Here is an 18,851-nt window from a genome sequence, read left to right on the forward strand (position 1 = left end):
GGCGGCGTGCCTGAGCGGGTCGAGACGGATGCAACAGGGCGCGCGTGCGATGTATGATTTGGTGGACAGCTATTCCAACCCAACCGTTCTGAGTGTTGGCATGACCTACACGGTCACCTCCACAGGAGCGGATCTCGGCGGCTGGATCTCTTTCTGGGCGGAGTACAATTCCGTCTACACGATCATCGTGACGACAACGGATGAGGCACTTTCCACGGCGCTGGGTACGCTGGACGTCGAGTCCACCGCCTTTGCGCCGATCGGGGTCAGCTGGCCGGCGGGGGCGGATACCCATGCCGGGGATGGGGCCGTTCAGATCGCGGCTTACGATCAGGTCTACGCGGATTACTACACGCGCGTCACCCTCGAGACCGTGGATGCGGACAGCCCGCTCAACCTCCTGTATGATCCTGCGGATCTCTCGGGCTGGTATGTCGCGCCCGTCTGGGCGTTCGAGCCCTATTACGGGGCCCATACGATTGACGAGAACAAGACCTATACCTACCAGGTCACCGTCGTCGAAGGGGACGGGACGGATTTCATCGTTGATGACTGGGGCGATGACGTGGCGACCGGTGCGCAGTTCGACAAAGAACTCACCGCCTCGCTGACCTCGCCCGATCAGGTGTTTTCGGGCGTGATCGAAACTTCCGAAGACAAGGATGTCTTCAACATCGCCCTGCGCGCGGGCTTTGTGTATGACATCCATGTCGCCACCGCCGAGGGGGTCGAAATCAGCGATCCGCTCAGTTTCATCGATGTTGACGTAAATCTTGCCAGCGGGCTTTGGCTCAATTCCGGCCACTACGAATTGCTGGGCGATTCCACCGAAGGCGGTGTCGCGACGGCGGGGGTTTCGCTGTCCTGGCAGGACAGTTGGACGCCGGGCGAGGAAGTCGACGTGGCAATCACCGTGCAGGGGGCGGTGAACAGGCTTACCGACAAGCGCGATACCGGCGCCTATACCGTCTGGGTCACGCCGGCGGATGATCACGGCGGCAATGCGCTGACGCCTGACACCATCGGGCGCCCCGGTCAGCAGAGCGGACATATCGAGGAACCGGACCCCGAGGCCTGGGCGAACATATTCGGCGAAGAGGATTGGTTCGCGATCGAAGGCGGGGTTGTCGAAGGCTATACCTATGTCATCACGTCGAAATCGCTGTCAGAAGATCTCACATCGCTCGACCTGAGCCTGTATCTCGATACCGGCGGGCTTGTCGTTACCCCCCGCCGTGATTTCCTGATCTACGAAGCCGACCAGACCGAAGCCATGTTGGTGGCGGTCGAGGCGACCTTCGGCAACGAGTACGGGCCCTACGAGATCGAGCTGGTGCAATATTCCGGCAAGGTCAGGATTTACGACGGCACACGCGACAAGACGATTTCAGGCTCGGCCAAAGAGGACCTGCTGCAGCTGGGCAAGGGCGATGACACCGTCAGGGGCCGCGGCGGCAATGACGAGATCGCGGGGGGCGGCGGCGCGGACAGTTTGCTCGGCCAGGGCGGCGCGGACGATGTGTCGGGCAACGGCGGCAAAGACACGATCAAGGGTGGCGGCGGCAATGACAAGCTTTCGGGCGGGTCGGGAAACGACCGGCTGCTCGGGAATGACGGCGACGACCAGTTGTTTGGCGATGCCGGCAATGACAAGCTCGACGGCGGTAGGGGCGCCGATATGCTCAACGGCGGCAAAGGCGGCGATACGCTTTCGGGCGGCGCCGGCGCGGATCGGCTGCTGGGCGGCGGCGGCAACGACAAGCTGAACGGCGGCGCGGGTGGCGATCATCTTGATGGCGGCACGTCGGCGGATACCCTTGCTGGCGGCGCGGGTGCCGATACCCTCATCGGCGGTGCCGGCAGAGACAGGCTCGACGGCGGCGCAAACAAGGACGATCTCGCGGGCGGTGCGGGCGGCGATACGCTCAAGGGCGGCGGTGGCGGCGATACGCTCAGCGGCGATGGCGGCAACGACAGGCTTTCGGGTGGCAAAGGCACCGATACCTTGTCTGGCGGTGCCGGCAAGGACCGGGCCGATGGCGGCGCCGGGGCCGATACGATCGATGGCGGCGACGGCGATGACAGGCTTTTGGGCGGGGCGGGGGATGATATCCTTCTGGGCGGCGCCGGGAATGACGGGCTCATCGGCGGGCGCGGCTCTGATATGCTTGACGGCGGCGCGGGGGATGATCTCTTCATCTGGACGTCGGCCGACAGCCTTCTGTCCGGCGACAGCTACAGCGGCGGGGATGGCTATGATACCGTCCGCCTCTTCGTCGATGCGGATCTGGCTGCGAACAGTGATTTTCAGCAGGAATATGCCAACTACGAATTTCACCTGGAGCGCAATGGCGGCGCGCTGACCTTCACCTTCGAGACCCTTGATCTGACGCTTGCGGAGATGGAGGAAGTCAATCTCGTTGTCGCACCCGACGGGCTGACAGCGGCGACCGATCGGGTCTCGGTGCTGGCGGGTGATGCGGTTTCGGGCAATCTGCTCGCCAATGACACCGCGGCCGATCCGCTCGATCCGCTGGCGTTGACGGCGGTGGCGGGCGAATCCGGCAAGGTCGGGACCGCCATCCACGACCAATACGGCGTTTTCCGGGTCGGCTCCGATGGCAGCTATACCTACACCATGGATTACACGCTGCTCGCCACGCAGGCGTTGGCCGAGGGGGAAACCGTGATTCAAACGGTTCCCTACACCATCGCCGACAAAACCGGCGCGGCCACCTCCACGCTCAGCATCGAGATCAGTGGGACAAACGATGCCCCGACCTTCGCCGATGCCACGCTTGTCGCAATGGAAGACGGTGCCGCGGTCACGCTCGACCTCGCCACGCTGGCCGATGATGTGGACACCGACGATGACGGCAGCACGCTCACCTATTCCAATCTGGTCGGGCCGTCCGAAGGCAGCATTTCGATTGATGGAACCATGCTCACCTTCGACCCGGGGCTGGACTTCCAGGATCTCCACGATGGTGAAAACCGTGAGGTTCAAGTCGGCCTCTATGCAACGGACGGTCATGGCCGGGCGGCCCGGAATACGATCACCTTCACCGTCAAAGGCGCGAACGACATCGTCGATCCCGCGGTTTACGGTACGAACCTGGAAGGCGCCGGGGTGGATGACGCGACAGGAAGCGCCGTTTCTTCCGCCGGGGATGTGAATGGCGACGGTATGGACGACATCGTCATCGGCGCCTATTCCGCCGATCCCGATGGCAAAAGCACGGCCGGGATGAGCTATGTCGTCTTCGGAACACGCGATGGCCATGGGGCGTCGGTCGATCTCGGCGCGCTTGACGGGACGAACGGCTTTGTCCTGACGGGGGAGGAAAGCGGCGACAGGTCGGGCTATTCCGTCGCCTCTGCCGGCGATGTGAACGGCGACGGGATCAACGATATTCTCATCGGCGCCTGGGGGGCCGATGTTGGACGCCAGAGCGATGCCGGAAAGACCTATGTTGTTTTCGGCTCGACGTCAGGCTTCGGCGCCAGCATCGACCTTGGGGCGCTTGACGGGACCGACGGCGTTGCCCTGACCGGCAGCAGCTACAGCGGCATATCGGGCATCTCCGTTTCCGCGGCGGGGGATGTAAACGGCGACGGGATAGATGATATCGTTGTCGGTGCCCCAGGCGTCCAGCCTGGCGGCGGCGCCTATGTGGTGTTCGGATCAGACACGAATTTCGGGGCCGGCATCAACCTCGGCGCGCTTGATGGCACCGACGGCTTTACCCTGACCGGCGCCGCCGCGGGAGACAACATGGGCGGTTCCGTTTCCTCCGCCGGCGATGTGAACGGCGACGGGATCGATGATCTTATCATCGGCGCCAGCAACACCGATGTGGATGGGCGCAGCTATGTCGGAAAGAGCTATGTCGTTTTCGGAACGTACGGGGCGCGCAGTGCAACCCTCGATCTCGCCAGCCTGGACGGGACCGATGGTTTTGCCGTCACCCACAGTTCCGGCGCCTGGACGCGATCGGGAAGCGCGGTGTCTTCCGCCGGGGATATGAATGGCGACGGGATTGATGATCTCGTCATCGTCGACGACAGGACCAGCCTGTCGGGGACGAGCCCGGGGGGCCTGGCCTATGTGGTCTTTGGCAGCGCGCAGGGCTTCGCCGCGACAGTCGATCTCAACAGACTCGACGCAAGCAGCGGCTTCGTGATCGGGAACGACAGGGGCACCGCAGACCTCGGCCAGTCCGTCGCGTCTGCCGGGGATGTGAACGGCGACGGTATCGACGACCTTCTGATCAGCGCGAGCACGGCCAGCCCCGATGGCGTATCCCGTGCGGGCGAGGCCTTCGTGATCTTCGGAACGGGTGACGGGTTCAACGGGGTCGTCGATGTCGCCGATCTCGACGGCAAAGATGGTTTCATCTTCAAGGGCGGCGACGCCGTCGGCTATTCGGGCGGCTCGGTTTCTTCGGCGGGCGATGTGAACGGCGACGGCATCAGTGACATCCTCATCGGTGCATATGGGGGAACGATCAGCAGCGGGATTGCCGCAGGGGAAAGCTATCTGATCTATGGCGGGGCGGCATCTTTGGCGGAATTCGATGCCGCAGACGGGGTGTCGGACGGGCAGATCGCGCTGTCATACCTGGGGCTGGATCCGTTTGAGCTCTTCGCCTAGGTGTTCGGTCGCAATGTGAGGTCGGCTGGATTGACGTTGACGCAATCTGGCTCGTTTGTCCGGATTTTGCGGATGTCTTCGAAGGGCGTGCGGCCCTGCACCGTCTTCAGACGTCGCGCGTAGTTGTAAGCCGCGATGAAGTCGCTCAGGTGCATTTCAAGCTGTGAATGCATGTCGTAGGGGTAGCGCTTGACGGCCGCCTTCTTGATCGTTCGGCTCATGCGCTCGACCTGGCCGTGGATCAAAGGGGGGCTTTGTTGGACGGGGCTTGATCCCGTTCGCTTCACAGATCATATCAAAGCGCATGGGCTGAGAATAAATCGTGTTCCGGTTCCGGTGCCGCCCGACAAACTGGATGCCGTTATCCGTGAGACTGGTATGGACCTGGGAGGCGTACGCGGGTCAGCCTTTGAGGGATCGCCGGTGCGAGGGCACCGAGACAATCGTCCAGCGGTAGACGCCTATGGCGCCTGAACGCGGGGGCAATCGCGTCCTCGGTTTTCTACAGTACAGTGGCCGCAGCTCCTTCGGACCCGTCTTCATATCCTCAATCGTCGGCCGCTTGCGCCACCTCGTGACAAACCAGGGGGTAAACCCCCTAGCTGCCCGACAGCAGCAGGATGAAGGCGGTGAAGGCCAGAAACTCGAACATCGGCATGGTCAGAAAGCTGTTCATTCGTGTGGTGTGCATGCTGATGCTCCTATCCGGTTTCGGCTCTGCCCTTCGGAAACAGGTGGTTTCCAAGGGCACAGCCGCGTGTCTGTATAGACCGCAAGGGTGAACGGCCCGTTACTCGTGTTTCACGGCCCGGCCTGACGCGCTGCTCGGGGAAATGAAAGCTGTGGCGCCGGCCGTAATTGCGGCCGTCTGAAAAAATATCTTCATGAACTGATAGCCCCCTGGCCGAAACCTGGCCGGTAAACACATTCGTGCCGCGAATAGGCCATAGTTCGCGTTGCCCGACAAGAAAACCGCGCCTTTGGGCCGGATTGCGGGGCCGAGAGGGGGGCGGTGCGTGACAGTGGCGGGCTCGCATCCGCATTGTTCACGCGGCGGCGCCAGCGAATCTCGCAGGCGCAGCATCGCCCTTGCGGCCACAAAAAAGCCCCGGACCAATGGCCGGGGCTTTTCACTGCGTCGGTGGCGGCTTCGCTTATGAGGCCTTGGCGAGATTGCGCAGCACGTAATGCAGCACACCGCCGTTTTCGACATATTCGATCTCGACCTCGGTATCGATCCGGCATTTGAGCTGGATCACCTTCACGGTCCCGTCGGCATAGGTGATGGTGCAGGGCACCTCCGACAGCGGCTTCAGATCACCCGCCAGCCCGGAAATGGCGATGGTTTCATCCCCCTTCAGGCCCAGCGATTTGCGTGTGTCGCCGCCGGTGAGCTCGAACGGGATCACGCCCATGCCAACCAGGTTGGAGCGGTGGATACGTTCGAACGATTCGGCGATCACCGCCTTGACGCCCAGCAGGGCCGTGCCCTTGGCCGCCCAGTCGCGCGAAGAGCCCGCGCCATATTGCTCGCCGGCGAAGATCACCAGCGGCGTGCCCGCCTCCTGATAGGCCATCGAAGCGTCGAAGATAGAGGTTTCGGCGCCATCGGGGCCTTTGGTGTAGCCGCCCTCGACCCCGTCCAGCATCTCGTTCCGGATGCGGATGTTGGCGAAGGTGCCGCGCATCATCACCTCGTGGTTGCCGCGGCGCGAGCCGTAGGAGTTGAAGTCGCGCGGGGCGACCTGGCGCTCGGTCAGGTATTTGCCGGCGGGCGTGGTTTCCTTGAACGACCCGGCCGGGCTGATGTGATCGGTGGTGACCATGTCGCCCAGAATGGCCAGAACCTTGGCGCCGCTGATGTCGGAGATCGTGCCGGCCTCGGCGCTCATGCCCCGGAAATAGGGCGGGTTCTGCACATAGGTCGATTGCGGCGGCCAGTCGTAGGTCTGGCTGTCGGTGGTTTCCACCGCCTGCCATTTCTCGTCGCCTTTGAACACGTCGGCATATTTCGACATGAACGCCTCGCGCGTCACGGTCTTCTCGACCAGTTCGGCGATCTCGGCGTTGGTCGGCCAGATGTCCTTCAGGAACACCGGGTTGCCGTCCTTGTCGATGCCGAGATGGTCGTTGGTCAGGTCGATGTTCATGTCACCGGCGATGGCATAGGCCACGACCAGCGGCGGCGAGGCCAGATAGTTGGCGCGCACGTCGGGCGAGATCCGGCCTTCGAAGTTGCGGTTGCCCGACAGCACCGAGGTGGCAACCAGATCGCCCTCGGCGATCGCTTCCGACAGTTCCTTCTGGATCGGGCCGGAATTGCCGATGCAGGTGGTGCAGCCATAGCCCACCAGGTTGAACCCGAGCGCGTCCAGATCCTCCTGCAGGCCGGCGGCCTCCAGGTATTCGCTGACGACCTGAGAACCGGGTGCGAGAGAGGTTTTCACCCAGGGCTTGCGCGTCAGGCCAAGTGCGCGCGCCTTGCGTGCCACAAGGCCGGCGCCGATCATCACATAGGGGTTAGAGGTGTTGGTGCACGACGTGATAGATGCGATCACGACGGAACCGTCGCGCAGCTCGTAATCCTCGCCCTTCACCTTTACCGATTTGCGCGGGTCCACCATGGTGTCGGGGGCGGGGGCCTCGTTCAGCATGTCATGGGCGTCGTTGCTGTCATCCTCGCCACGGTATTCCGACACGACCTTGAAAAAGCCCTGGGCGGCCTTGTCCAGCGGGGTGTAATCCTGCGGCCGTTTCGGGCCCGAGATGGCGGGCACGATGGTGCCCATGTCAAGCTCCAGCGTATCGGTATAGACCGGCGCGTAATCGGCGCCGCGCCAGAACCCGTTTTCCTTGGCATAGGCCTCGACCAGCGCGATGCGGTCTTCGTCGCGGCCGGTCTGGCGCAGATAGCGCAGGGTTTCATTGTCGATCGGGAAGAAGCCGCAGGTGGCGCCGTATTCGGGGGCCATGTTGGCGATCGTGGCCCGGTCGGCCAGCGGCAGGTGATCCAGCCCCTCGCCGTAGAATTCGACGAACTTGCCGACCACGCCCTTGACGCGCAGCATCTCGACTACCTTCAGCACCAGGTCGGTGGCGGTGGTGCCCTCGACCATCGCGCCGGTGAGCTTGAAGCCGACGACCTCGGGGATCAGCATCGAGATCGGCTGGCCCAGCATCGCGGCCTCGGCCTCGATCCCGCCGACACCCCAGCCCAGAACCGCCAGGCCGTTGACCATGGTGGTGTGGCTGTCGGTGCCGACCAGCGTATCGGGATAGGCGACGGTCTCGCCGGCCTGATCGGTATCGGTCCAGACGGTCTGGGCCAGGTATTCCAGGTTCACCTGATGGCAGATGCCGGTACCGGGCGGCACCACGCGGAAGTTGTTGAACGCCTTCTGACCCCATTTCAGAAAGACGTACCGCTCCATGTTGCGCTCATATTCGCGGTCCACGTTCATCTGGAAGGCGCGCGGGTTGCCGAACTCGTCGATCATCACCGAGTGGTCGATGACCAGATCCACCGGGTTCAGCGGGTTGATCTGCTGGGCATCACCGCCAAGCGCCACAATCCCGTCGCGCATCGCTGCCAGATCGACCACCGCCGGCACGCCGGTGAAATCCTGCATCAGCACGCGGGCCGGGCGATAGGCGATCTCGCGCGGGTTCTTGCCGCCCTTGGCGGCCCAGTCCGAGAACGCCTTGATGTCGTCCACCGAAACGGTGAAGCCGCCATCCTCGAAGCGCAGCATGTTTTCCAGCACCACTTTCAGCGCGGCCGGAAGTTTGGAGAAATCGCCGAGCCCGGCGGCTTCGGCCGCGGGGATCGAGTAATAGGCAACGCTCTGCGCGCCGACGCTGAGCGTGCGGCGGGTTTTGGATGTGTCTTGTCCGACGGTAATGGGCATGGTCTGGCTCCCTCAGGTGATACGGAGGTTCTGGATTGTCTTGCTCTTGCCTGATCCCGAAGCGGCAATCAAGTGGTTGCGCGATTTTTTTGTATACCATTGCACACAAAGATGCGGCGTTGCGTAAAAACCGCCCTTCGTGACACTCTCGAAACCTTGATTGGTATGCGAGCGGCCCGTGTCATAGGAAGGGCCGCGACGGGACGACGGGAATAAGACGGGAACAAGGGGAACCATGCGAATGAGCCGCATCTTTCGCGCAGCCTGTGCGCTGTGTCTGATATTGGCCGGGCCGCTGAGGGCCGAGTCAGACGCGCCCGTGGTGATCGAGCTGTTCACCTCGCAGGGCTGTTCGTCCTGCCCGCCGGCGGATGCGCTGCTGGGTGAACTGTCGAAACGCGAAGATATCATCGCTCTGGCCCTGCATGTGGATTACTGGGATTACATCGGCTGGAAAGACAAGTTCGCCTCTCCGGCCTTCACCAACCGTCAGAAAGCCTATGCGCGGGCGGCGGGAAGCCGCACCATCTATACCCCGCAGATGATCGTGGGCGGGGCAGACCATCTGATGGGCTATCGCCCGATGGATCTGGCCGATCTGATCCAGGCCCACCGCGCGGCGGCCCGGCCCGTGACGCTGCGGCTCCGGCGGGACGGCGGCGGGCTGATCGTCCAGGCGGCCAGCGAGCGGCCGCTGGACAAGGAAGTGGTGCTGCAGCTTGTCAGCTATATCCCCGAAAAGACGGTGGCGATCACGCGCGGCGAAAACGCGGGCCGGACGGTGCGTTATTCCAATATCGTCACCAGCCTGACGCCGGTCGCCCGGTGGGACGGGCGCACGCCGCTGGCGATGCGGTTCGAAATGGCCGATGACGCGCCGGTGGTGGCGATCCTGCAGGAAACCGGCGCCGGCCCGATCATCGCGGCTGCGCGGCTGCGCTAAGGGCCTATTCGCCGCGTCCCGCGCGGCTCCGCTCTTCGGCCATTCTGGCCTGGCGCGCGGGTTTCCAGCGGCGGTGGACCCAGAACCATTGTTCCATATGCTTGCGCGTCTGCGCCTCGAGGCTGTCGTTCAGCGCCTGGGTCATGGTCATCGCGTCGCTATGCGGGATCGGGGATTCCACCACGATCTCGAAGTTCAGCCCGTCGGGCTGCCGCACGCCGTAGATCGGTATCAGAAGCGCGTCGTATTTCAGCGCCAGCTCGGCGGCGGAAAGCGCGGTGGGCGCGGGCTGGCCGAAAAAGTTCAGCGGTGCGCCGTGGCCCATGAACTGATCCACCATGATGCCGATCATGCCGCCGCCCTTCAGAAAGCGCAGCATCTGGCCATAGCCCTTGCGCCCGCGCGGGAACAGCGGCTCGCCCATGGTGGCGATGGCCTTTTCGTAATGGGCGTTGAAAAAGACGTTCTTCATCGGGTTGTAGAGCGAGCCGATGGGGTATCCCCGCCCGGTCAGGGCGGCGCGCGGCACGTCGAAATTGCCGAAATGCCCGCTGACCAGAACCGCCGGCCGTTTGTCGGCGCGCGCCTGTTCCAGCGCCGCGACGCCCGCGCCCTTCAGCGGCAGATCCTTGATCCGGTCGATGAACTGCTGGCCCGAGTAGATCTCGATGACGGTGCGCCCGACATTGTCGGGCACCTGCCGCACCAGGCGGCGCACCTCGGCCTCGGGCAGGTCGGGCATGACATGGGCCAGATTGGCGCGCACCCGCGCGTCATATCCGGCCAGCGGCGCGATGATGCGCGCGGTGATCCAGCCCATCAGCCGCACCCGCGTGGCATAGGGCAGGGCCAGGGCAAGGCCGATCAGCCCGCGCAGGATGCGGTCGCTCAGCCAGTCGCCGAAGCGGGTGCCGGGTTTGCGCGTCTTTGCCATGGGAACCCTTTGCTGTCCGTTTCCCCCGCCGCGCGGGTCTTGCGGCGCCAGACATAGATTCCACGCGCGCCGATCGCAAGCGCGGCCCGAAAGCCGGGCGCGGCAGGGGGCTGTCACGGGTCTTCATCGGGGATGATGAGCGTGATCTCGCCGGTCTCCTGCAGGGCGCGGATCGCCATGACGACCTCGCCCATCGCGGCGTCGGCCTCTTTCGGGCGGACCGGGCCGATCTCTCCGGCCCGTTCGCGCAGCTGATCCGCCAGGCGTTTGGACATGTTGCCGAGGATGAACTCTGCCACCTCCGCATCCGTGGCCAGCGCCGCCGCCAGTGCGGTGACAAGCGCGGCCTCCGGCACGCTGCGCGTGACGGCCGGAATGTCGCGCGGGGCGATCCGGGCGGGGATGTCCTGAAAGGTGAAAATCGCCTTGCGCACGGTTTCGGCGAAGGCGGCATCGGATTCCTCGAGGCCCGCCAGAAGATCATCGCGCGTCGCGGCGGGCGAGACATTGAGGATTGCCCCGATCCGCGCCGCCGCGGGCGTGTCGAAGGCTGGCGGCGGCGCGCTGGCGATCTGCTCCACCAGCGTCTGGCCGATGCGTGCGACCGTTTCCGGCCCGACCTGCCCGGTCAGCGAAATCGCGCAGGCGATGCGCCGGGCCTGCGCGCCCGGCAGTTTCCCCAGAATCTCGGCCGCCTTCACCGTCGCCAGTTTCGACAGCAGCACCGCCGCCACCTCGGTGCTTTCGGCCTGAACCATCGGGATCAGCGTCTCGGTCTCCAGCGCGGCGATGGTTTTCCACGGATCGGCGGGATGTTCGCCGCTGGCCGCGCGCAGGCCAGCGGCGGCGGTTTCGCTGATATGCCCGTCGAGCAGCGACAACGCCCCGTCAACCCCGCCGGGAAAGGTCAGGCCCACCCGCTCCATCTCTGTCAGGAACTCGCCGACGACGGCACGCAGGGTTTCACCGTCGATATAGCGCATCGCGGCGATCTCGGCGGTCAGCGCCGCTTGCAGATCGTCGGGCAGCGTATCGAGCGGCAGGCGCGCCCCTTCGCTGAGCAGCAGGCGCACGATGATGGCGGCCTTGCGCCGTCGGCTGAATAACACGGGCGGGGGCGCCGGCGGTGCCGGGGCATGGGGCAGGGCGAGTGTCACGCGGGTTCTCCTTCACGTCCGGGGCAGACTGGACGCGAAGGAGTTAAGGCGCGGTTTATACGTCAGCGCGGCCCATGAAGATTATGCCGGACGTCAGCTTGTGGTCTGCGCGACGCAGGTGCCGGTTTGGGCGTCGAACACCTGGCCTTCGGCGCATTGGCTGGCGGTGGTTTCGTGTTTCCACTGGCATTCCGCCGAAGCAAGGGCGGGCGCCAAGGCAAGTATTGCGGTTACGAAAAGGGTCTTGAGAGTCATGTCACGTCTCCCGGTTCTGCAATGCCCAAAGGGTATCACGCCACGCGCGAATCCCGAAACGGCGATTGCAGAACCGGCGCGCGCCGGTCAGCTTTCGCCGAAAACCCGGGCAAAGATCGTGTCGACATGCTTGGTATGATAGCCAAGATCGAATTTTTCCTCGATTTCGGCGGGGCTGAGGGCGGCGGTGACATCCGGGTCGGCCAGCAGTTCGGTCTTGAAATCCTTGCCTTCCTCCCAGACCTTCATCGCGTTGCGCTGCACCAGCTTGTAGGCATCCTCGCGGCTGACGCCGGCCTGGGTCAGCGCCAGCAGCACCCGCTGCGACATCACCAGCCCGCGGAACTTGTTCATGTTGGCCAGCATGTTCTCGGGATAGACCACCAGCTTGTCGATCACCGAGGTCAGCCGGGCCAGTGCGAAATCCAGCGTGATCGTGGTGTCGGGGCCGATGTTGCGCTCGACCGAGCTGTGGGAAATGTCACGCTCGTGCCAGAGCGCCACGTTCTCCATCGCCGGAACCACCGCCATGCGCACCAGCCGGGCCAGGCCGGTCAGGTTTTCGGTCAGCACCGGGTTGCGCTTGTGCGGCATGGCCGAGCTGCCCTTTTGCCCGGCGGAAAAGAATTCCTCGGCCTCGAGCACTTCGGTGCGCTGCATGTGGCGAATCTCGATCGCGACATTCTCGATGCTGCTGGCGACCACGCCGAGGGCGGCGAAGAAGGCCGCGTGGCGGTCACGCGGGATCACCTGGGTGCTGATCGGTTCGGGCACCAGGCCCAGCTTTTCGCAGACATGCGCCTCGACCGCAGGGTCGATATTGGCGAAGGTGCCGACCGCGCCCGAGATCGCGCCGGTGGCGATTTCGAACCGCGCCTTTTCCAGCCGGTTCCGGTTGCGCTGCATCTCGGCATGGAAGCGGGCGAAGGTCAGGCCCATGGTGGTGGGCTCGGCATGGATGCCGTGGCTGCGGCCGATGCGCACCGTATCCTTATGTTCATAGGCGCGGCGCTTCAGCGCCTCGAGCAGCTTGTCCATATCGGCGATCAGGATGTCGGCGGCGCGCACGAGCTGGACGTTGAAACAGGTGTCGAGCACATCCGAGCTGGTCATGCCCTGATGCACGAAGCGGGCCTCGTCATTGCCGATGATCTCGGCCAGATGGGTCAGGAAGGCGATGACGTCATGCTTGGTCACGGCCTCGATCTCGTCGATCCGGGCCACGTCGAATTCCACGTCCCTGGCCTTCCACACCGCTTCGGCGTTTTCCTTGGGGATGGTGCCGAGGGCGGCCAGTGCGTCGCAGGCATGGGCCTCGATCTCATACCAGATGCGGAACTTGGTCTCGGGCGACCAGATGGCGACCATCTCGGGGCGGGAATAGCGGGGGATCATCGGCGGGCCTTGCTTGTGTTGCGGGATCGGGGCCGTCATAACCCCGGGCGGGCAAAGCGGCAAGGGAGGGAAGGCATGCCGGAGCTTGCGGCATTCGAAGGTGACTGGCTGCTGGAGCGGCAGATCAGCGACGCGCTGGCCGGTGCCGCGGGGCGGTTCGACGGGCGGGCCCGGTTCGCGCCGGGTGCCGACGGGCTGATCTATGACGAAGAGGGCGTGCTGCATCTGCCGGGACAGCCGCCCATGGCCGCCACCCGGCGCTATCTGTGGCGCGCCGAGGCGGCGGGGATCGCGGTGTTCTTCGACGACGGGCGCCCGTTTCACGGCTTCGGCAGTACAGGAAGTGAGCAGGCGACGCATCATTGCGGCCCCGATCTTTATCAGGTGCGATATGACTTTTCAGACTGGCCGCGGTGGCGCACACTCTGGCGGGTGACGGGCCCGCGCAAGGACTATGTCATGCGCAGTACCTACCGGCGGCCTGGTGATTGAGGCTTGCGCGTGTGCCGCCGCTGGGGCAAAACCGCGCGAAACGGGAACAGGAGGCGACTTGAAAATGACGACTGCAACGACGGACAGGGTGCTGGTCGAGACGATCGGCGCGAGCGAGGGCATGGCCCTGCGGGTGAAACAGGCGGTTCTGGTGGTGCTGGGCATCGCGGTGCTGACGATCTGCGCCCAGATCAAGGTGCCGATGTGGCCGGTACCGGTGACCATGGGCACCTTCGCGGTTCTGACCGTGGGCGCGGCCTATGGCCCGCGTCTGGGTCTGGCGACGATCCTGGGCTACATGGCCATCGGCGCGCTGGGGTTTGACGTTTTCGCCTCGTCCACAGCCGAGAAGAACGGGCTGGAATACATGATGGGCGGCACCGGCGGCTACCTGCTGGGCTATGTGCTGGCCACGGTTGCCCTGGGCATCGCCGCGCGGCGCGGCATGGACCGTTCGGTTTCGGGCATGGCGCTGGCGCTGCTGATCGGCAATGCGCTGATCTACGTGCCGGGCCTGCTGTGGCTGGGCCAGCTTTACGGCTGGGACAAGCCGATCCTGGCGTGGGGTCTGACGCCCTTCCTGATCGGTGACGGGCTGAAGCTGGTTCTGGCGGCGCTGATCGTGCCGGGCGTGTGGAAGCTGGTGGGCAAGGCCCGCGGCTGATCCTACTGCCGGATCTGATCTGAATGCGAGGCGCAGCCGATGGCTGCGCCTCGTTTCTTTTGCGCCCTTCGGGCGGTTTTGCCTCCGGCGGGGATATTGGGACGGAAAAGAAACAGGGCGCCGGTTTGCCCTGCCGCCGCTCAGGCCATCAGCCGGGTTTCGACCATGCTGCGCCGTTCCATCGTCTGGTGCACCGGGCATTTGTCGGCAATCTCCAGCAGGCGTGCGCGCTGAGCGTCGTCCAGCGTGCCTTCCAGGACGATCTCGCGGGTGAAACGGTCGATCTTGTGGTCGGCGCCATGCTCGGCGTCCTGGGCGTGGACCTTGTCGTGGGTCACGTCGACGCGCACATGTGTCAGCGGCCAGCCCTTGCGGCGGGCATACATGCGGATCGTCATCGAGGTGCAGGCGCCCAGCCCGGCGGCCAGAAAGCCGTAGGGCGACATGCCCCTGTTGGTGCCGCCATAGGCCTTGGGCTCGTCGGCCAGCATGTGGTGGAAGGGGCCGTTCTGCACATCCTGCAGGAAGCCGGCGGGATCGGATTCGGAGACGCGCACGATGCCTTCGGGCGCGCCGGGCGGCGGCGGCGGCGGGGTCAGGGCCAGGTAGCGGCGCGACCAGGCGGCGATCACCTCGGCCGCGTATTCGGCATCGTCGGGGGCCGATATCAGGTGGTCGGCATCGTCGAGCGTGACGAAGCTTTTGGGATGTTTGGCGGTGGCGAAGATCTGGGTGGCGTTGTCGATGCCCACGACCTGATCGCGCGGGGCGTGCATCACCAGAAGCGCCCGTTTCAGCCCGGCGATGGCCGGGCCGAGCCGGGCTTCGGCCACGTCGCGGATGAAATCGGCGCCGATATGCACCGGCCGCCCGCCCAGGTGCATCTCGATCGAGCCGTCGATGTGCAGGTGCGGGTCGGCGCTGGCGAAATTGCGGGTTACATGGGCCGGATCGAAGGGGGCGCCCAGGGTTGCCACGGCTTTCACGCTGTCCAGGCTGCCGGCGGCCCGGAGCACGGCCGCCCCGCCCAGCGAATGGCCGATCAGCAGGCCGGGCGCCATGCCGCGCCGTTCCAGATAGCGGGCGGCGGCGATCAGATCGCCGACATTGGTGGTGAAGGAGGTATTTTCGAACTCGCCGCCCGAGTGGCCCAGCCCGGTGAAATCGAACCGCAGCACGGCGATGCCCATCGCCGCCAGCCGCTGCGCGATTCGCCGTGCGGCGTGGATATCCTTGCCGCAGGTGAAGCAATGGGCGAAGAGCGCGGTGCCCAGGTGCGGCCCCTCGGGCAGGTCGAGCCGGGCCGCAAGCGCATCGCCGCTGTGGCCTTCGAACGTGATCTTTTCCATCGGCATGACGGCGCTCCTTCGGTTTGTGCTTCGGCGCAGAGTGGGGCCCGATGCCCCCTGTCGCAAGGGCTGTGACAATGCCATAACGCCAAGGTGAGGCAATGCGACAGGACAGGCGGCTTATCGGCATGGGGCGAGTGATGATCTATGCGCTGGCGGCGGCGGTTTTCGTGACGCTGGGGCTGAGTTTCGCGGGGGCGCTGCACCCGCTGGGGGATTCGCTGGCGGTGTTCCGGCTGCCGCTGGCCGGGCTGGCGGCGCTGCTGTGCGCGCTGATCTGGCTGAGCGGCCTGCGCCGCGCGGCGCTGGCCGGGCTGGCGCTGCTGGCGCTGGCCGAGGTGCCGGTGCTTCAGAGCTATTTGCGCGCAGGGGCCGGCCATGACTTCACGCTTTATCAAAAGAACCTTTACGCCCGCCCCGCCGACCGTCAGGCCCAGATCGCGGATATCGCCGCCGTGGCGCCGGATTTCCTGACCCTGCAGGAAACCGTGCCCAGCAACCGCCATGTGCTGGCCTCGCTGAAGGAGCAGTTGCCGACACAGCTTGACTGCGCCGAACCGGGCCAAAGCGGGGTCGCGCTCGCATCGCGCTTTCCGGCGATTCCGGGCAGCGCGATCTGTGCGCAGCGGCTGGCCGCCCTTCAGCTGAACACGCCGAAAGGAGCGGTCTGGCTGGTGTCGATGCATCTTCACTGGCCCTGGCCGCATGAGCAGGCCGAACAGCTTGCCGGGCTGCTGCCGGTGCTGCGCGGGCTGGAGGGGCCGGTGATCGTGGCGGGGGATTTCAACATGGTGCCGTGGTCGCACACGGTGCGCCAGGTGGCGCGGGCCACGGACGGCACGCGCGCGGGGCCGGTGCGCGGCTCTTATGACCTGTTTCATTTCATGCCCATCGCGATCGACCATGTGCTGGCGCCGGGCGGCGGGGTGAACCGGCTGCGCGGCAAGCTCGGGTCTGATCATCGCGGCCTTGTGGCGCATGTCGCGCTCTGACCGGGGCGCCGGGCGAGAGGGGTTTCCCTTCGCCGCCGCCTTCCCTAGCATCGGCGCGATCCACAAAAGACGACGGTTCCGATGATCCTGCAGCGCAGCCTTCCGCACACCCCATGGTCCGACCCGCGCCTGTCGCGGCTGCCGGGCACGCAACCGCTTGATTTCAAAGACTGGCTGGTGGTGGATGACGCCTATTCCGCCCAGATGGCCGAGCGCGACAGGCTGATCGCGGAACAGCCTGCGGCGGTCTGCGCGCTTGACCCATCGGCGCGGGAGGCGGGCGAGGAATTGCTGGAGCTGGTGCTGGGCGATCTGGACGCGCGGCCCGCGTTCCGCATCGCGGCCGATGGCGTCACCCGGCCCGATGGCGTGCTTGTGCCGCTGGACCGTACCGCGCCGATGCAGACCCTCGGCCGGCTGGTGCAGGAAGATTTCTGTATCCTTCAGCCCGGCGGCGAAGGCGAACATATCCTGAGCGGCGCGATCCTGTGTTTTCCCTCGGAATGGACCCTGGCCGAGAAATTCATGCGCCCGCTCAGCCGCATCCACCGGCCGGTCGCGCCCTATGACGCGAATATCGCCGCCCGTGTTCAGCGCATGTTCGACGCGGTACCGCCGGGCAGGGTGCTGTGGCGGGCAAATGCGCATCCCTATGACGACCCGTCGCTGTTCATGCCCCGCCCCGAGGTGCCGCCGCGGCAGCGGGCGCAGTGGAGCGCGCCCTTCGTGCGGTCGGAACGGCAGTGCATCCTGCGCCTGCCGGAAACCGGGGCAATCGTGTTTTCCATCCACACCTACGTGCTGCGCCGCGAGGATCTGAGCCCGGAACAGCGCGCCACGCTGCCCGGTGCCGGAGAGGCGCAGGGATGAACGGCGTTCAAGAGCAATACGAGGCCTATCCCTATCCCGAACGTGATCCCGAGGAAGAACGCCGGCGGCTGATCGTCGGCTCGCCCTCGCATCCGCATGAGATCGATCATTTCATCTATGGCGGCCGGCGCGACTGGCGCAAGCCGTTGCGCGCGCTGGTGGCGGGGGGCGGCACGGGCGACGGGCTGATCCAGCTTGCCGCGCTGATGGATCGGGCCGGGCGGCCGTGTGAGATCACCTATCTCGATCTCAGCGTCGCGGCGCGCAAGGTGGCCGAGGCGCGCGCCGCGATACGGGGACTGAGCGGCATCCGTTTCATCACCGGCAGCCTGCTGGACGCAGCAGATCACGGCCCGTTCGATTATATCGACTGTTGCGGCGTGCTGCATCATCTGCCCGATCCGCAGGCCGGTTTCGATGCGCTGGCGGCGGCGCTGGCGCCCGATGGCGGGATCGGGCTGATGGTCTATGCGCCTTACGGGCGCAGCGGGGTCTACCCGTTGCAAGAGGCGTTCGGCGCGGTGCTGCCCGGCTTGCCGCCGGCAGAGCGGCTGGCGCGGGCCAGGCGGATCTTTGAACGCCTGCCCGAGGGGCACCCGTTTCGCCGCAACCCGCACCTGGTGGATCACGAGCAAAGCGACGCGGGGTTCTATGATCTGCTGCTGCACAGCCAGGATCGGCCGTTCACCGTGGCCGAGCTTGCGGCGGCGCTGTCGGGGGCCGGGCTGGATCTGGTGAGTTTCAACCAGCCCGCGCTTTATGATCTGGCGCGCCTGCTGCCGCCCGGCATCGCGCCGCCCGAAAGCATGGGCCGGATCGCGCGGATGGATGTGGCGGAAAAGCTGCGCGGAACGATCAAGACCCATATCGCCTACGCGGTGCCCGCAGGGCGTGGCGCGGTGGCGCAGGCACGGGCAAGCGACCGTTCGCTGGTGCCGCATCTGAAAGGCGTTCCCGGCCCGCAGCTTGCCCGCGCGGTGGCCGCCAAGGGGCAGATCACGATGACGGCCGGCGCCGAAAAAAGGGTGGAGACAGTGCCGAAAAGCGCGGCGCCGCTGATCGGCCTGATCGACGGGCGCCGCCCGCTTTCGGCCATCGGCGCGCGCGCCGGGCTGGACCCGATCGCCTTTTCGGCGCGCTGGGGCGTGATCGACAGGGCGCTGTGCGGCTGGGGCATGATGCTCTACGCGCAGCCCGCATAAGCCGGCGGGCCCCCGCGAACGGGAACCCGCCTTTGC

The 18,851-nt window shown here is 65.4% G+C and carries 14 protein-coding genes; 7 read left to right on the forward strand and 7 right to left on the reverse strand.

The genetic code is table 11. The features are described 5' to 3' along the window. Positions 1–49: 49 nt before the first annotated feature. Positions 50–4,654, forward strand: a complete 4,605-nt coding sequence (locus TQ29_RS07935) for a VCBS domain-containing protein (protein ID WP_054538716.1) — start codon at positions 50–52, stop codon at positions 4,652–4,654. On the opposite strand, the gene TQ29_RS07940 is transcribed toward TQ29_RS07935, so the two are convergent. Together TQ29_RS07940 and acnA are read right to left on the reverse strand one after the other, a co-directional pair. Beyond that, positions 4,651–4,875 (reverse strand): hypothetical protein, encoded by a 225-nt coding sequence (locus TQ29_RS07940; RefSeq protein ID WP_157445551.1) that lies wholly within the window; start codon positions 4,873–4,875, stop codon positions 4,651–4,653. The two genes, TQ29_RS07935 and TQ29_RS07940, sit on opposite strands and share 4 nt — an antisense overlap. A 933-nt stretch (positions 4,876–5,808) precedes the next feature. Then, entirely contained in the window at positions 5,809–8,562 is a 2,754-nt protein-coding gene (gene acnA / locus TQ29_RS07945) for an aconitate hydratase AcnA (RefSeq protein ID WP_054538717.1), read from the reverse strand. 235 nt (positions 8,563–8,797) lie between these two features. On the opposite strand from acnA, the gene TQ29_RS07950 reads away from it, so the two are divergent. Beyond that, positions 8,798–9,505, forward strand: coding sequence for a thioredoxin family protein (locus tag TQ29_RS07950; RefSeq protein ID WP_054538718.1), 708 nt, complete (start codon positions 8,798–8,800; stop codon positions 9,503–9,505). Positions 9,506–9,509: 4 nt separating this feature from the next. Here TQ29_RS07950 and TQ29_RS07955 read toward each other — a convergent pair whose 3' ends face one another. From TQ29_RS07955 to purB, 4 genes are all read right to left on the reverse strand, one after another. Beyond that, the gene (locus TQ29_RS07955; RefSeq protein WP_054538719.1) at positions 9,510–10,439 is read right to left on the reverse strand and encodes a lysophospholipid acyltransferase family protein; all 930 of its coding nucleotides are present in this window, start codon (positions 10,437–10,439) and stop codon (positions 9,510–9,512) included. 113 nt (positions 10,440–10,552) lie between these two features. Beyond that, on the reverse strand, positions 10,553–11,596 hold the full coding sequence (locus TQ29_RS07960; RefSeq protein WP_255353414.1) for a FliG C-terminal domain-containing protein: 1,044 nt from the start codon (positions 11,594–11,596) through the stop codon (positions 10,553–10,555). Between the two features lie 93 nt (positions 11,597–11,689). Next, positions 11,690–11,851, reverse strand: coding sequence for a chitin-binding domain-containing protein (locus TQ29_RS20940; protein WP_173585960.1), 162 nt, complete (start codon positions 11,849–11,851; stop codon positions 11,690–11,692). 87 nt (positions 11,852–11,938) lie between these two features. Then, positions 11,939–13,246 carry an adenylosuccinate lyase gene (gene purB, locus TQ29_RS07965; RefSeq protein WP_054538720.1) on the reverse strand — a complete coding sequence of 436 codons (1,308 nt, stop codon included), beginning with the start codon at positions 13,244–13,246 and terminating at the stop codon, positions 11,939–11,941. A 75-nt stretch (positions 13,247–13,321) separates the two neighbouring features. On the opposite strand from purB, the gene TQ29_RS07970 reads away from it, so the two are divergent. Next, complete coding sequence (locus TQ29_RS07970; protein WP_054538721.1) at positions 13,322–13,738, forward strand: DUF6314 family protein; 417 nt, start codon at positions 13,322–13,324, stop codon at positions 13,736–13,738. Positions 13,739–13,802: 64 nt separating this feature from the next. Further along, positions 13,803–14,402: a biotin transporter BioY gene (locus TQ29_RS07975; RefSeq protein WP_037210023.1), complete on the forward strand. Its 600-nt coding sequence runs from the start codon at positions 13,803–13,805 to the stop codon at positions 14,400–14,402. A gap of 140 nt (positions 14,403–14,542) precedes the next feature. Here the strand turns inward: TQ29_RS07975 and TQ29_RS07980 are convergent, their stop codons facing one another. Then, the gene (locus tag TQ29_RS07980; protein WP_054538722.1) at positions 14,543–15,757 is read right to left on the reverse strand and encodes a bifunctional alpha/beta hydrolase/OsmC family protein; all 1,215 of its coding nucleotides are present in this window, start codon (positions 15,755–15,757) and stop codon (positions 14,543–14,545) included. 95 nt (positions 15,758–15,852) lie between these two features. Between TQ29_RS07980 and TQ29_RS07985 the strand changes: the two genes are divergently transcribed. The 3 genes from TQ29_RS07985 to TQ29_RS07995 all read left to right on the forward strand — a co-directional run bounded on the left by TQ29_RS07985 (position 15,853) and on the right by TQ29_RS07995 (position 18,815). Continuing rightward, the gene (locus tag TQ29_RS07985; RefSeq protein WP_082386577.1) at positions 15,853–16,743 is read left to right on the forward strand and encodes an endonuclease/exonuclease/phosphatase family protein; all 891 of its coding nucleotides are present in this window, start codon (positions 15,853–15,855) and stop codon (positions 16,741–16,743) included. 81 nt (positions 16,744–16,824) lie between these two features. Continuing rightward, on the forward strand, positions 16,825–17,613 hold the full coding sequence (locus tag TQ29_RS07990; RefSeq protein WP_054538724.1) for a DUF3445 domain-containing protein: 789 nt from the start codon (positions 16,825–16,827) through the stop codon (positions 17,611–17,613). Beyond that, the gene (locus TQ29_RS07995) at positions 17,610–18,815 is read left to right on the forward strand and encodes a bifunctional 2-polyprenyl-6-hydroxyphenol methylase/3-demethylubiquinol 3-O-methyltransferase UbiG (RefSeq protein ID WP_054538725.1); all 1,206 of its coding nucleotides are present in this window, start codon (positions 17,610–17,612) and stop codon (positions 18,813–18,815) included. The genes TQ29_RS07990 and TQ29_RS07995 overlap by 4 nt, the downstream gene beginning before the upstream one ends. Positions 18,816–18,851: the final 36 nt, after the last annotated feature.

This window comes from Actibacterium sp. EMB200-NS6 (assembly GCF_001305615.1).
Lineage (GTDB): Bacteria > Pseudomonadota > Alphaproteobacteria > Rhodobacterales > Rhodobacteraceae > Actibacterium_A > Actibacterium_A naphthalenivorans.

Coding starts and splice junctions, on each gene's coding strand:
- TQ29_RS07995 (WP_054538725.1), top strand. CDS start 17,610: ATGAACGGCGTTCAAGAGCAATACGAGGCCTATCCCTATCCCGAACGT.
- TQ29_RS07980 (WP_054538722.1), bottom strand. CDS start 15,757: ATGCCGATGGAAAAGATCACGTTCGAAGGCCACAGCGGCGATGCGCTT.
- acnA (WP_054538717.1), bottom strand. CDS start 8,562: ATGCCCATTACCGTCGGACAAGACACATCCAAAACCCGCCGCACGCTC.
- TQ29_RS07970 (WP_054538721.1), top strand. CDS start 13,322: ATGCCGGAGCTTGCGGCATTCGAAGGTGACTGGCTGCTGGAGCGGCAG.
- TQ29_RS07990 (WP_054538724.1), top strand. CDS start 16,825: ATGATCCTGCAGCGCAGCCTTCCGCACACCCCATGGTCCGACCCGCGC.
- TQ29_RS20940 (WP_173585960.1), bottom strand. CDS start 11,851: ATGACTCTCAAGACCCTTTTCGTAACCGCAATACTTGCCTTGGCGCCC.
- TQ29_RS07985 (WP_082386577.1), top strand. CDS start 15,853: ATGCGACAGGACAGGCGGCTTATCGGCATGGGGCGAGTGATGATCTAT.
- TQ29_RS07975 (WP_037210023.1), top strand. CDS start 13,803: ATGACGACTGCAACGACGGACAGGGTGCTGGTCGAGACGATCGGCGCG.
- purB (WP_054538720.1), bottom strand. CDS start 13,246: ATGATCCCCCGCTATTCCCGCCCCGAGATGGTCGCCATCTGGTCGCCC.
- TQ29_RS07955 (WP_054538719.1), bottom strand. CDS start 10,439: ATGGCAAAGACGCGCAAACCCGGCACCCGCTTCGGCGACTGGCTGAGC.
- TQ29_RS07950 (WP_054538718.1), top strand. CDS start 8,798: ATGCGAATGAGCCGCATCTTTCGCGCAGCCTGTGCGCTGTGTCTGATA.
- TQ29_RS07940 (WP_157445551.1), bottom strand. CDS start 4,875: ATGAGCCGAACGATCAAGAAGGCGGCCGTCAAGCGCTACCCCTACGAC.
- TQ29_RS07935 (WP_054538716.1), top strand. CDS start 50: ATGTATGATTTGGTGGACAGCTATTCCAACCCAACCGTTCTGAGTGTT.